This is a genomic window from Microcoleus sp. F4-D5, from assembly GCF_036704885.1.
Lineage (GTDB): Bacteria > Cyanobacteriota > Cyanobacteriia > Cyanobacteriales > Microcoleaceae > Microcoleus.
In genome coordinates, this window is record NZ_JAUBSX010000005.1 from 92,845 (window position 1) to 105,883 (window position 13,039).

The 13,039-nt window shown below is 46.0% G+C and carries 11 protein-coding genes; 6 read left to right on the plus strand and 5 right to left on the minus strand.

The window, feature by feature from the left end; translation table 11 throughout:
• Nucleotides 1-59: 59 nt before the first annotated feature.
• Entirely contained in the window at nucleotides 60-1,013 is a 954-nt protein-coding gene (locus QUA80_RS04080) for a methyltransferase domain-containing protein (protein WP_333421658.1), read from the minus strand.
• 222 nt (nucleotides 1,014-1,235) lie between these two features.
• Here QUA80_RS04080 and QUA80_RS04085 point away from each other — a divergent pair, with 222 nt between their 5' ends.
• Nucleotides 1,236-2,570: a TrkH family potassium uptake protein gene (locus QUA80_RS04085; RefSeq protein ID WP_333421660.1), complete on the plus strand. Its 1,335-nt coding sequence runs from the start codon at nucleotides 1,236-1,238 to the stop codon at nucleotides 2,568-2,570.
• 140 nt (nucleotides 2,571-2,710) lie between these two features.
• Entirely contained in the window at nucleotides 2,711-3,406 is a 696-nt protein-coding gene (locus tag QUA80_RS04090; RefSeq protein ID WP_333421662.1) for a TrkA family potassium uptake protein, read from the plus strand.
• Between the two features lie 339 nt (nucleotides 3,407-3,745).
• On the opposite strand, the gene QUA80_RS04095 is transcribed toward QUA80_RS04090, so the two are convergent.
• Nucleotides 3,746-3,979: a hypothetical protein gene (locus QUA80_RS04095; RefSeq protein ID WP_333421664.1), complete on the minus strand. Its 234-nt coding sequence runs from the start codon at nucleotides 3,977-3,979 to the stop codon at nucleotides 3,746-3,748.
• 313 nt (nucleotides 3,980-4,292) lie between these two features.
• Between QUA80_RS04095 and QUA80_RS04100 the strand changes: the two genes are divergently transcribed.
• Entirely contained in the window at nucleotides 4,293-4,892 is a 600-nt protein-coding gene (locus QUA80_RS04100; RefSeq protein WP_333241440.1) for a sulfite oxidase-like oxidoreductase, read from the plus strand.
• 622 nt (nucleotides 4,893-5,514) lie between these two features.
• Nucleotides 5,515-6,201 (plus strand): PEP-CTERM sorting domain-containing protein, encoded by a 687-nt coding sequence (locus QUA80_RS04105; protein WP_333421666.1) that lies wholly within the window; start codon nucleotides 5,515-5,517, stop codon nucleotides 6,199-6,201.
• A 546-nt stretch (nucleotides 6,202-6,747) separates the two neighbouring features.
• Here QUA80_RS04105 and QUA80_RS04110 read toward each other — a convergent pair.
• Nucleotides 6,748-8,835: a prolyl oligopeptidase family serine peptidase gene (locus tag QUA80_RS04110; RefSeq protein ID WP_333421668.1), complete on the minus strand. Its 2,088-nt coding sequence runs from the start codon at nucleotides 8,833-8,835 to the stop codon at nucleotides 6,748-6,750.
• A gap of 622 nt (nucleotides 8,836-9,457) precedes the next feature.
• Between QUA80_RS04110 and QUA80_RS04115 the strand changes: the two genes are divergently transcribed.
• Nucleotides 9,458-10,138, plus strand: coding sequence for a hypothetical protein (locus QUA80_RS04115; protein ID WP_333421670.1), 681 nt, complete (start codon nucleotides 9,458-9,460; stop codon nucleotides 10,136-10,138).
• A 134-nt stretch (nucleotides 10,139-10,272) separates the two neighbouring features.
• Here the strand turns inward: QUA80_RS04115 and recR are convergent, their stop codons facing one another.
• Both recR and QUA80_RS04125 read right to left on the minus strand, forming a co-directional pair.
• Nucleotides 10,273-10,866, minus strand: a complete 594-nt coding sequence (recR, locus tag QUA80_RS04120; RefSeq protein WP_006634457.1) for a recombination mediator RecR — start codon at nucleotides 10,864-10,866, stop codon at nucleotides 10,273-10,275.
• Nucleotides 10,867-11,018: 152 nt separating this feature from the next.
• Nucleotides 11,019-11,387 carry a translation initiation factor gene (locus QUA80_RS04125; RefSeq protein ID WP_333421672.1) on the minus strand — a complete coding sequence of 123 codons (369 nt, stop codon included), beginning with the start codon at nucleotides 11,385-11,387 and terminating at the stop codon, nucleotides 11,019-11,021.
• A gap of 397 nt (nucleotides 11,388-11,784) precedes the next feature.
• Here QUA80_RS04125 and trpB point away from each other — a divergent pair, with 397 nt between their 5' ends.
• Entirely contained in the window at nucleotides 11,785-13,023 is a 1,239-nt protein-coding gene (trpB, locus tag QUA80_RS04130) for a tryptophan synthase subunit beta (protein ID WP_333421674.1), read from the plus strand.
• Nucleotides 13,024-13,039: the final 16 nt, after the last annotated feature.

Consider the following 13,039-nt stretch of genomic DNA (forward strand, 5'->3'; position numbering starts at 1 on the left):
ACCTTACTCATCTACTTACTCATCAACTCAAAACTCAAAACTTCTCGGCTCCCTCCCTGTTATTTTACTGCACAAATCAGCCCGAAACGAATCAATCCGCTCTGATATCCACGGCTCATCAATCCGAGAGCAAGTGCAGCTTGAATAGTCGTCCAACCGCTCGTCAGCAAACCCCAAATCGCGATCGGAGTCAAAGCAGAATCGATCACCACATCCCAAAAAGGAGCGACAGCTTTTGACCAATCAGCGGTGCGAATACTTGTCAAAGGCAAACTGCGGACGATTTCCTCATATTCCGGCAAAGAAATCACGTAAGGCAAAGCATAAACCCGGTAAATTTCTGCCAATTCCTTTCTCTCTTCATCAGTTAATTCTCCCGCCGTTTCTCCCACCGGGCGGTGACACCAAGTCGCCAAAATCAAAGTTCCTCCAGGCTTGAGCACGCGGCAACATTCCTGCACAAACTTAATTTTGTCTGGCATATGTTCTCCGCTTTCTAGCGACCAAACCAAGTCGAATGACTCGTCAGAAAAAGGCATATTCAAAGCATCTGCTACCAAAAAGTTCACATTGCTTTCCATGCCAGCAATTTTAGCGCGTTCGGTCGCTCTGTTGGCCTGTACCGGACTCAGAGTAATCCCGGTCGCTGTAACGCTAGCGCCCGTTTTATTTGGTTCGGGCGATCGGCTAAAATCTCGATCGACCCCGCCATCCAACTTTAAATTATTTTGAGCGATCGAACTAAACTTTTCGGTCAAATAAAGCGTGCTGCCGCCGATCCCGCAACCGACATCGAGAATGCGGTAAGATTCACAGAGTGCCTGCTCTGACGGTACTCCAGCCCATGCCAACAGTTCTTCTATCAAATCTATCTGAGCCTGTCGGCGCTCTTTTTTCAAATTGCCATCCGGGCCGTAGTAACCGTGGTGCATATGTTCGCCCCACACCTGCTCCCACAAACCGCTAGAAGCGTCGTAAAGTTGCTGAATTTGCTGGTAAAGTGTTGATGTCATCGCCGGATCGCAAGTTATTAAAGGAATTCTACCGTTATTTTCCCGCTGTTGTCATAGAATTTGGCGATTGAGTTCGATCGGCCTCCGGCCTTCGCCAGACAGAGATGTCCTGATTTCCAGCCCGACGATCGATTTGTGCCTTCCCTCTAAAATCTCAAATCTCACATTGATTTGTGGGTTACCTCTCAAATCTCAAATCTAAAATCTCAAATCTAAAATCGAATGACTGTCTCGCGAACCATTGCTTTGGGCTTTCTCGCTGTCATCCTCGCAGGTGCTCTATTGCTAATGATGCCCTTTTCCACAATTGATGGAACTTGGAGCGATCCAATAACAGCACTGTTTACCTCTACTTCCGCTGTCTGCGTCACCGGCTTGTCGGTGGTTGATGTGGGAAAATATTACTCTTTTTGGGGGCAACTGTGCCTAGTTTTACTGGTGCAAATAGGAGGCTTGGGCTACATGACAGCCACGACTTTCTTGCTGCTGTTATTGGGCCGCCGCTTTGGCTTGAAAGACAAAATTGCCCTGCAACAATCTCTCGACAAATCAGGACTAGCCGGCGTAGTACAACTGGTGCAGTCAATTCTAGCAACAACGCTTTTGTTTGAATTAACTGGAGTGTTTTTGCTGATGTCGGTTTTCGTCCCCCAATACGGATTTAAAGAGGGTGTGTGGTCTGCTATATTTCACAGTGTTAATTCGTTTAATAATGCTGGTTTTAGCATCTATTCAGATAATTTAATCGGCTACATCAGTTCGCCTGTGGTTAACTTCACAGTCAGCGGTTTAATCGTATTTGGGGGAATCGGCTATCAAGTAATTATGGAAATGTACATGTGGCTGCGCGATCGCTTCAATAAAAGCCCTATCTGCACAGTTTTTTCCCTAAATTTCAAAGTCGTTACCAGTACAACTGCTGTTCTTTTAATTTTAGGAACGCTAGCCTTTTTGGTGCTGGAATACGACAACCCAGACACTTTCGGCTCTCTAAATTTTCCTCAAAAAGTGATGGCAGCTTGGTTTCAATCTGTTACTCCCCGCACGGCGGGATTCAATACAATTGACATTGGCAAAATGAGCGAAGCCTCGCTATTTCTGACTATCGCGCTGATGTTGATCGGCGCCAGCCCTGGCAGCACCGGCGGCGGCATCAAAACCACAACTTTTAGGATATTGTTTTGCTGTACCACAGCAGTTCTCGAAGGCCAGGAAGATGTGGAGTGCTATCAGCGTCAAATCCCGCCAGCAATGATTCTAAAAACCATTAGTGTAGTCTTCGGTTCCATGTTGGTCGCATTCACATCTGCAATTTTAATTGAGCTGACAAATCCCGAAGTAGAATTTATCGCAGCTCTGTATGAAGCAGTTTCAGCTTTTGCCACGGTCGGTCTTTCCACAGGGATTACAGCCAAGATTTCAGCGATCGGCAAGCTGGTTTTGATTGCTACAATGTACATAGGTCGGGTTGGCGTGTTGCTGCTGATGAGTGCTGCATTCGGAGACCCAAAACCCAGGTCTTTTAAGTATGCTGAGGAAAGTTTGTTAGTTGGATAAACAAATCCTGCCTCGTTGCTGATAATCTAAACAATGGGTGACAACCCAAATCAACTTTTACTACTTACCCAAAAATCAAAAGGAGGCGGCGCTGTCTCTGCTAAAATTTAAACAGCAAGACTGTCAGCGCTGGATATTCAGTGAACCTGTCATCTTTGAATTTTTTTCGCACTTTGCGCGCCGACAACAAGCAGTTTGCAGTTATTGGTTTGGGACGCTTCGGCAAAGCTGTGTGTTCGACTCTGCACGGCTTGGGTTACGAAGTCATGGGAGTTGACACGGATGAAAAAAAAGTAACTCAAGCTTTGAACGATCGTATTGCTGCTCACGTTGTGCAGTTAGATTCTACTGAGCCTAGCGCTCTTGCGGAAGCGGGTATATTTGAATTTGAAACAGTGATAGTTGCGATCGGCAATTACCTAGCAGAAAGCATTACCACCACCCTAAATCTTAAGGAAGGCGGGGTAAGTCACGTAATAGCCAAAGCTTCTTCGGAAACTCACTTAAAACTGTTGAAAAAAGTCGGTGCAGATCATGTAGTTTTTCCAGAACGAGAAATGGGCTGCTCTTTGGCCCGGATTCTGACACAACCCAGCATTTTAGAACGCTTTGACCTCGACCCAGATCACAGCATCGTTGAGTTGCTCGTTCCTGAAAAGTTTGACGGTAAAACCATCTCCGAATTGGAGCTCCGGCGCAAGTATGGTTTGAACTTGCTAGCAGTCGGGCGCGCCGACAAGTTCGAGATTAATCCCGAGCCAAGCGAACGCTTGAGAAAGGGCGACGCGATGGTAGTAATTGGTTCTAATAAAGATATCAATCGCTTGCCAATTTAACAGCTCGCCATTTTACGCACATATAGCAACACTCCTGGACTCAGAAACCCGGTTTCTTGAGTTCCGAGTCCCTAAGTCGCAAGCAAGTCTTGTGGGATGCGTGAAAATCTCATCCCCCCAAAAACCCGGTTTATCTTAGATAAACCGGGTTTCTCTGTCGATCTTTATGTTCTAATTTTTAACCGAAATATCTAAATTTAATTTCACCAATGCTGGGGTTGCTTGCACCTTTGCTAGTCCCTCTGAGAACATAGCCAGACAAATCGGGAAAATTTCAACAAAGTAGCAGCACCCGACGATCGCGCTCCAGCAAATCATAGGAGCGCTAGCCCTGAAAATTTAGCCGACTTTCAAGATATCTTGCAGGTAAGCTTTGCCCAAAACCAGAACCGCCAAGACTAGAGCGAGTTCAACAGGCCAAGGACACACCGCCAGAAACCAAATTAACGAACACACTCCAATAATTGCAGCTATCGGAGCCGGAATCCCGTCTAGCGTTCTGTTGTCAGTCCCCGCAGTCACCCACCCAGCAATCAAGCAGAGCGTCAACGGAATCAAGCAACTTGCGATCATGGTTTTTACCCCGTCAAAATTTTTTTTACATATGGCATTTGAGCATATTGTAACAATACATCAAAAATTACGAAATGCACCATAAATTACGATAAAATTTAAGGTTACGTAATTAATACCCTGGAGCCATATTATTTTTAAATTTTTAGCTTCGGCTCTATCCCAAGGCAGAATTAGGTAGGCATCAGGCAGAATTGGGTGATTATTCTTTGTACAAAAGTGCTTTTGCTTTCTACCTTGAGATGAATTGCGATACGCCTATCTACGCAAGTTATACTGAGCATTCCAGTCACTTACTCTAGAGCGTGAATCAATGCTGGGTAAATTTTTTCGCAAGCCAGAATCAGAAAACAGCGATCGCGTCCCCCCGGGTCAATACCTCGCCAACGGCTTTCCCGTGCTCACCTACGGCGATACACCCTCCGTCAGCATTGAGAGTTGGGAATTTAAAGTCTGGGGATTGGCAAAACCAAAAACCTTCACTTGGTTAGACTTCCAGGCCATGCCCCAAAGTAACTTTACTGCGGATTTTCACTGCGTCACCCGGTGGTCAAAACTCGACGTGCAATGGACGGGAGTCAAAGTCACAGATTTTATGAACTACACAGAAGTTGACCCGAAAGCTATGCACGTCTTGGAACACTGCTACGGGGGCTACACCACTAACATTGCGATCGCCGACTTCCTCCGAGAAGAAAACTTTTTCGCCCACACCGTCTTCGGCGAACCCCTATCCCCAGACCACGGCGGTCCAATGCGGCTGGTAGTTCCGCACTTGTACGCTTGGAAAAGCGCTAAATGGATTAACGGCCTGGAATTTACAGAAACCGAAAAACTCGGTTTTTGGGAACGCAACGGCTATCACCGGCGGGGCGAACCTTGGGCCGAGGAACGCTACAGCGGTGTGTTTTGATGGGGTCGATCGGGATTAGGACTTGCCCAGAACTTCTATGGACGGTATTTCTGGAGGGGAAATCCGCTGTTTGACCGCTTCAATCTGCGGAAATCGCATCTCGATCGCATCTTTGGGCTCTATCACTGCCGGGGTTCCCTCTAATTTCAGCAAAATACGTAAACCCGACGATCGTAGTTTGTACGTAATTTACCCGATAGATAAACTACTTTAACTCCCCTACACAAGTCCCAAAAAACAAATATTCCCCGTTTCTGGTTAATATAAAACTCCTTTAACTGTCAGTTAGCGCAGCTATTACCGTGTTTATACGTAAGTGTTTGGTTTTGATGGCTTAGACTTGAAATAAAATAAAAAATTAGCCTAAACTCGACCCAAATCATTTTTGTCGCTCCGCGCTCCCATGCTTGCTACTGCAAGGTTTAAAGCCACAATTTTTATAATTATTTGGTGTGTATTTAGAGGGAGCGATCGCCCGCAGGCTTATTCGCTAGACAGGATTTATGAAGGATATGTAAAGCCTTGATAAAGAATATGTCAAAATAGACCTAAAGTGGCAAAAACACAAACAAAATATCTGATAATAAAACTATTAAGATCGTCACGCGAAAGGAAACAAGTTATGAATACCAAACTCTTATCCGCCCTAACAGCTACCGCAGCCGCCACAGCTCTGTTTGGCACCGGAGCTCCAGCTCAGGCATTCTCCTTTGGTACCACCGGCATCAAATTCCAGCAAGATACAAGTGTCACCTTTAACTTCAAAGAATCTCACGGTATGTACCAATCCTCTTTGGGAGTCTACACTGTGAATGACTTGGCGATCTCTAAAGTGGCCACCCTGTTTTCGGAAACTAAATCCTCAGACAACGGCGACGAGAACGAATGGAAAGGAACTCTAGGCAATACAGTCTTGGTTGGAGCGACAACATTCACATTCCTGGCAAATCAAATTTACACTTTGGGACTCGACAGCGACTGGGCCGGCACTGTCTACTCAACCTCAGCCTTGAACGCCGGCGCCCAGCTAGCCGTGTTGGGCGGATCGTCGTTGTGGAACGCGCTGGGCAAAGAAACTACAAACACCTTCCAAGCTGCCGGACTCTTCACAGACGCAACAGCTTCTCTGTTTAACGGAGGCGCAGTCATCTCCTTCGACGATGGCGGTAACGGCAAGGACGCGGACTTCCAAGACTTCACCGTAACGGCAGAAGCAGTTCCCGAACCGATGACGATGACCGGTTTGGCTCTCGGTTTGGGTGGCTTGGTGGCAGCGCGCCGCCGCCGCGCTAGCAAGACGGCTTCCTAATTTTTTCAACCGGAACAGTCGGCTCAATGACGTTTGAGAAAAAAGAATACGATTTGCAGGCGCGCTGATGGGAAGTCGGCTCGCCTTTTGCTTGATTTCAAGCAAAGGACACCTTAATATTAGGCGTCGCTAGGTGAATTTGACCGAAGAGTTGTTCGAGGAGTGCAAGCAGTACAAATTCACCGGTACGGGTTGAGGAATTTTAACCCACTTTTGGCACACTCCACTGTCACAATCGGTTTTGAGGTAATTTTGAAAACCACATCAGTCATTTTTTTAAGTAATTGGACAGAATTAATTACACGCTGATTCTTTGCTAATTTTTTACTAGACAAGGCTTGTAGCCCATAGTTTTGTGTAATTAATTGTGTCCTGCTACTTATATAAATAATGGAAAAATTGGACTGGCGATCGCCAGTCCAATTTCCCCAAACTCCCAAAATTCCTAGTGTGACACTTGGCGGGTGCGGAATGTGGGTTAGAAAATCAGAACTTACGCGCCGAACATACAGCGCGATGGGAACAGCCAGCGACTGTAAATATCGCTCAATTGAGTTCCCGCACTAAAAAAGCCCATTCATCTGCCAATTCTTCAATGATTTTCGCAGTGGGTTTGCCGGCACCGTGTCCCGCCTTGGTTTCAATCCGAATTAACACTGGTTTTTCTCCCTTGTGCATTTCTTGCAAAGCAGAAGCAAACTTGAAACTGTGGGCCGGAACTACTCGATCGTCGCGATCGGCTGTTGTAATCATTGTTGCCGGATAAGCCGTGCCCGGTTTGAGATTGTGCAGGGGAGAATAGCCGTGAATTGTGGAAAATTCTTCGGGATTTTCCGGCGAACCGTATTCAGAAGTCCAGGCCCAACCAATGGTAAATTTGTGGAAGCGCAGCATATCCATAACGCCGACTGCCGGCAGTGCTGCACCGAACAATTCCGGCCGCTGAGTCATACAAGCTCCCACCAATAAACCGCCGTTGCTGCCACCTGCGATCGCCAATTTTGCAGGTTTGGTGTATTTGTTTTCGATCAACCATTCAGCACCAGCTATAAAGTCATCAAACACGTTTTGCTTATTCAACTTTGTGCCTGCTTGGTGCCATGATTCGCCGTACTCGCCGCCTCCCCGCAAGCAGGCGATCGCATAAACTCCCCCCATCTCCAACCACACGACATTGCTAACAGAAAAACTCGGAGTCAGCGACACGCCAAAACCGCCGTAACCGTACAGGTATGTGCGGTTGTTGCCATCCAACTGCAAGCCTTTCTTGTGCGTGATAAACATGGGTACTTGTGTACCGTCTTTGCTCGGGTAAAATACTTGTTTTGTCTCGTAATCCTCTGGATTAAAATCGACCTTGGGCTGTCGATAAATCGTACTTTCATCTGTCACCAGATTGTACCGATAAATGGTGGTTGGTGCCGTGAAACTGGTGTACGCATAAAAAGTTTCCGTGTCGTGCCGCTTGCCGCCGAATCCTCCCGCCGAACCGATTCCGGGCAAGGCAACTTCTCGCACGAAACAGCCGTCTAAGTTGAAGATTTTAATCTGGGTGTAGGCGTCTTTCAGGTAAGAAGCGACAAATTGATTGTTCAGGAGGCCAATGCCTTCGAGAGTTTCTGCTGCTTCGGGGATAATTTCTGTGAATTTTTCTTGACTTTCGTCACCAGCGAGGCATGAGCGAGGTGGGTTGTTGGTGTCGATCGCAATTACGCGGCCCAGCGGTGCATTCAAGTCTGTTTGAAACCAGAAAAGAGAACCGTCATTGTCGATGAAACTGTACTCAGCCTCAAATTCGTTAATAAGTTCTACAACGGTTGATTCCGGTGCAGTTAAATCCTTGTAAAAAATCAAGTTTTTAGTTTCCGTTCCCTGCCAAACAGAGACTATTAAGTAGCGCCCGTCTTCGGTGACGCCGCCGCTAAATCCCCACTCTTTCTGGTCGGGTCGCTCGTAGATTAATACGTCTTCAGATTGGGGCGTACCGAGTTGGTGGTAAAACAGTTTTTGGTAATAATTAACGTCTTCGTGCTTTCTTTTTTCGTTGGGCTCGTCGTAGCGGCTGTAAAAAAAGCCTTTGCCGTCGTGAGTCCAGGATGCTCCTGAGAATTTAATCCACTTTAAATGGTCTGATAAATCTTCGCCAGTTGTTACATCGCGGACTTTCCATTCCTGCCAGTCGGAACCGGAATGTGACAAACCGTAGGCCATAAGTTTGCCATCTTCGCTGATAGCTACACCGCCCAAGGCAACAGTTCCGTCTTCTGAGAGAGTGTTGGGGTCAATTAATACTTTGGGTTCGCCATCGAGGGATGTTAACGTGTAGAGTACGGATTGATTTTGCAGGCCGTCATTCTTGTAGTAGAAATAGCGATCGCCTTCTTTGAAAGGTATGCCGTATTTTTCGTAATCCCAAAGTTGAGTCAGGCGCTGTTTGATTTTTTCCCGCGCCGGAATTTCGTTGAGGTAGGCAAAAGTAACTGCATTTTGGGCTTCCACCCAAGCTTGAGTTTCCTCAGAGTCGGGATTTTCCAGCCACCTGTAGGGGTCTGATACTTTGACGCCGTGGTAGTCGTCTATTTGGTCGATTTTGCGGGTTGTGGGGTAGCTTAAAGGTCGATCGAATTTAGCCATGATTTTGTACTCTCGGTAACTTTGTCTAGTTTACCCTTTCCCGGCAGTGACAGGGGAGAGTCGCTCAATTGGGGATTTGAGATTTTATCCTAAATCTGGGTTAAATAAGTCACTCCAACTTAAAAAACAGAAAATTTAGATACCTGAATTATTTAAAATATTGGGTATCTAACATATAGCCTTTTTCAGATATATGAGGTACAAGTTTAGATTTTAGATTTTAGATTTTAGATTTTAGATTGGGGGATTGGGGGATTGGGGAATTTAGGAATTTTTAATTAATTAGTAAATGCCTCATCTTTACGAGAAGCGCTATAGAAGCTATCGCCAATAAATCCTATTTGAAAATGAGATATAATTAATTTGGTTTTTTTCGGAATCAAGTGCTTCCCAAGAATGAATAAATTTCCCCATGACCAGTTTGCCAAAGAATACCTAAAATAATTGTTATCGTATCTCGGTCAAGTCAAAAATAGTAAATATCTCTGTGCTGAAGTCTGAGAAATTGAGGTCTGGTTTCAAGCGACTTCAACACACTTTTAAAATCGAAAATCGAAAATCGAAAATCAAAAATCGATTGACTCCCACTGCTTCGGAGGCTTTGTTAAGCAGCTTTAATTTTATGATTCCAGAAGACTCAGAAGGTTGGGGGAGGGGGGTTTATTTTCTATCGGAAGTTTGGCGAGTAGGATTGATAGCTATTCACCAGTTACCGAATGTTCCAGAAACGATGCGGTTGCGGATTTTAGGTAAGGGTAAAGTACAGCAAGGGGCGATCGCGGAATTAACAAGATTGCCTGTTGATAGTCCCCTACGAGCTAGTACGCTAGAATTATTGTACAACCTGCAAGCGAATCTGCAAGTAAATTTAGCAGCTAGTGTCCCAGGAAATCAGGAAGATAAGGAGTTAGTTATGGCGCTCGTACCTCTCTTACAACAAAAAATAGATGAGGCCACACAACAAGGAAGAGAAGAAGGAAGAGAAGAAGCACAGCGGTTGATTTTGCAGAACTTTATGCAAGTCAGATTTGGGGAGTTAGACGCTCAGACAATTGCCTTTTTTTCCTCTGTCTCGGCTTTACCTGTTGGTGAATTCACTATGTTGTTAGTGCAATTATCCACATTGCCAATCGCCCAAGCAGATAGACAACAAGTACAAACTTTAATCGCCGAAAATGTCTTGAAAAAGCGCTTTGGTCAATTAGAAGTAAACACCGTCAATCTCATCCCAAATTTGCTCGCATTGTCTGCAGAAAATTTATCGCTATTGCTGTCACAACTGCCGGATTTGTCAATAGAATAACTAATTGCTAGATGAAAAAACTCTTCCCTTTGAGTAAAAAAAGAGCGATTAAGCTTGATAAAGTTCTTGTGGAAAGTAGGAGTTGGGCGTCCCGCCCGCCAGAAAACACAATTTAGATGCGGGACAACTTATAACTAATCCAACTCCCTCCTTCCTTCCAAAGCACGAGCCAATGTAACTTCATCGGCATATTCCAAATCTCCCCCCATCGGCAAACCAAAAGCTATGCGCGTCACTAGGGTAAAAGGTTTTAATAAGTGACCGATATAAAGAGTAGTAGTTTCGCCTTCCACGCTGGGACTAATAGCAATAATTACTTCCTTAATCTTTTGCTGGCTGACGCGCCGGACTAACGGTTGAATGTTCAATTGTTCCGGGCCAATTCCATCCATCGGCGAAATAACGCCGCCAACAACGTGATATTTACCCATATATTCCCGCGTTTTTTCTAAAGCGATTACATCGCGGGATTCTGACACAACACAAAGGGTATGACTGTCGCGGTTTGTATTGCGGCAAATTTCGCAAACAGGGTCAGCAGATAAGTGAAAGCATACTTGACAGAAACCTACTTGCTGTTTGGCATCAATCAAAGATTTAGCTAGGGCTTGCACTTCTTCTTCCGGTCGCTTCAAAATATGTAAAGCGAGCCGCTGGGCTGTTTTTGGGCCGACTCCGGGCAAGCGCTGCAATTGTTCGATTAAACGAGCTAAAGGTCGAGTGTACATTAAAAATTGGCGGTAATTGGTAATAGCATTTCTGGTTGATTCGCGACAATATCATTTGTGCGGTGTAGGGGCGGGTTTTACCAACCATCTATGTTTAAAACTAAGTATATCACAAACCCGTCCCGCCCATACACTGAGGAATATTGACTAATTTACCCTCCACTAATTTTAGCTTTGTAGCCTAACTTTGTGATAATTTCTAGCAGCTTTTGCTTGTGTTCGCCTTGAATTTCGATTTCATTATCTTTAACTGTGCCGCCAGTACCGCATTGGGCTTTTAGCTGCTTGGCTAAAGTTGCTAATGTTTCGGGTTTTTCCTGAAAGCCGCTGATGACTGTAACTGTTTTGCCGCCGCGTCCTTTTCGGGATGCTTCAATTTTGAGGTTTTGTTGATTGGGGGGAACTTCGGCAACTCCCCGTTGGAGGGCGGCGGAGTTGTCAACATTCCCAAACTCGGAGTAAACTATTCGTTTGCCGTCGGTTGTTTTGCTGTCCGAATCTTTGCGTTTGGATGCTGCCATAGGTTAAGATGCTTGAACTTTTTTTACTGGTATTTCTAGTTTTAGCGGATTGGGGTATGCTTGCGATCGCTCGGAAGGCGCTCTATCTTCTACTTATTGTATTAGCCCGTCAATCGATTTTAGATTTTAGATTTTAGATTTTAGATTTTAGATTAAAGAATTGAAGGATTGACCCCACGGATAGATTCGGGGGGCAAGTTTCTCGGATACAGGTTTTTTATTTCTGGACGGATGAATCTGGGGGCTTGTATCCTGGATGCTTTCGGTCAAGCGTTCAAGGAATTATAATGAAATTTGTTCGATCGCCTCCAGTCCACAACCGATTTGGTACGATCGACACCAAGCCTCTAGCTTACCCGCGAATCTAAAAAATCTAAAATCTAAAATCTAAAATCAAATGACTGTCACCCCCCTGCATCTCACCACGGAAACCAGCGCCCAACGCCCCGACTCCCTCGGCAGATTCGGCAAATTCGGCGGCAAATACGTCCCCGAAACGCTGATGCCCGCTTTATTTGAACTAGAAGCCGCTTTCCACAAATACCGCAGCGAACCGGAATTTCAACAGCAACTCCAACAATTGCTCAAAGATTATGTCGGCCGCCCCAGCCCTTTGTATTTCGCCGAACGCCTCACCGAACACTACGCTAAAGCAGACGGAACTGGCCCGCAAATTTACCTCAAACGCGAAGATTTAAACCACACCGGTGCTCACAAAATCAACAACGCTTTAGCTCAAGCATTGTTAGCAAAACGCATGGGCAAAAAGCGGGTAATTGCTGAAACTGGTGCCGGTCAACACGGCGTTGCCACTGCCACAGTTTGCGCTCGTTTTGGTATACAATGCGTTGTCTACATGGGCGTTCACGACATGGAAAGACAGGCTTTAAATGTGTTTAGAATGCGGCTGATGGGAGCCGAAGTGCGGCCGGTGGCGGCGGGTACGGGAACGCTCAAAGATGCGACTTCGGAAGCGATTCGCGACTGGGTGACAAATGTCGAAACAACTCATTACATTCTCGGTTCCGTAGCGGGCCCGCATCCTTACCCGATGATGGTGCGCGATTTCCATGCGGTAATTGGTGAAGAAACGCGGGCTCAGTGTCAGGAAAAGTGGGGTGGTTTGCCGGATATTTTATTAGCTTGCGTCGGCGGCGGTTCTAATGCAATGGGTCTTTTTCACGAGTTTGTTGGGGAAGAAACTGTCAGATTGATCGGTATTGAAGCGGCCGGCGAAGGTGTGGAGACAGACAAACACGCTGCTACTTTGACTAAGGGAAGTGTGGGAGTTCTGCACGGGGCGATGAGTTATTTGCTGCAAGATAATGAAGGTCAAGTGATTGAGCCGCATTCGATTAGTGCGGGTTTGGATTATCCGGGCGTGGGGCCGGAACACAGTTATTTGAAGGATGCCGGCAGGGCTGAATATTATAGCGTAACTGATGCAGAAGCGCTGGGAGCATTTCAGCGGCTTTCGCAGTTGGAGGGGATTATTCCGGCTTTGGAAACTGCTCACGCGATCGCCTATTTAGAGACTCTGTGCCCGCAGCTAACAGGCAATCCCCGCATTGTGCTTAACTGTTCGGGACGCGGCGACAAAGACGTAAACACTGTGGCGAAGGTTCTCGATATCTAGGTTAGCGGAATCTGGG

Bases quoted from the DNA above. Each gene is read 5' to 3' on its own strand.
- QUA80_RS04080 (WP_333421658.1), bottom strand. From the start codon at position 1,013: ATGACATCAACACTTTACCAGCAAATTCAGCAACTTTACGACGCTTCT.
- QUA80_RS04085 (WP_333421660.1), top strand. From the start codon at position 1,236: ATGACTGTCTCGCGAACCATTGCTTTGGGCTTTCTCGCTGTCATCCTC.
- QUA80_RS04095 (WP_333421664.1), bottom strand. From the start codon at position 3,979: ATGATCGCAAGTTGCTTGATTCCGTTGACGCTCTGCTTGATTGCTGGG.
- QUA80_RS04100 (WP_333241440.1), top strand. From the start codon at position 4,293: ATGCTGGGTAAATTTTTTCGCAAGCCAGAATCAGAAAACAGCGATCGC.
- QUA80_RS04105 (WP_333421666.1), top strand. From the start codon at position 5,515: ATGAATACCAAACTCTTATCCGCCCTAACAGCTACCGCAGCCGCCACA.
- QUA80_RS04110 (WP_333421668.1), bottom strand. From the start codon at position 8,835: ATGGCTAAATTCGATCGACCTTTAAGCTACCCCACAACCCGCAAAATC.
- QUA80_RS04115 (WP_333421670.1), top strand. From the start codon at position 9,458: ATGATTCCAGAAGACTCAGAAGGTTGGGGGAGGGGGGTTTATTTTCTA.
- recR (WP_006634457.1), bottom strand. From the start codon at position 10,866: ATGTACACTCGACCTTTAGCTCGTTTAATCGAACAATTGCAGCGCTTG.
- QUA80_RS04125 (WP_333421672.1), bottom strand. From the start codon at position 11,387: ATGGCAGCATCCAAACGCAAAGATTCGGACAGCAAAACAACCGACGGC.
- trpB (WP_333421674.1), top strand. From the start codon at position 11,785: ATGACTGTCACCCCCCTGCATCTCACCACGGAAACCAGCGCCCAACGC.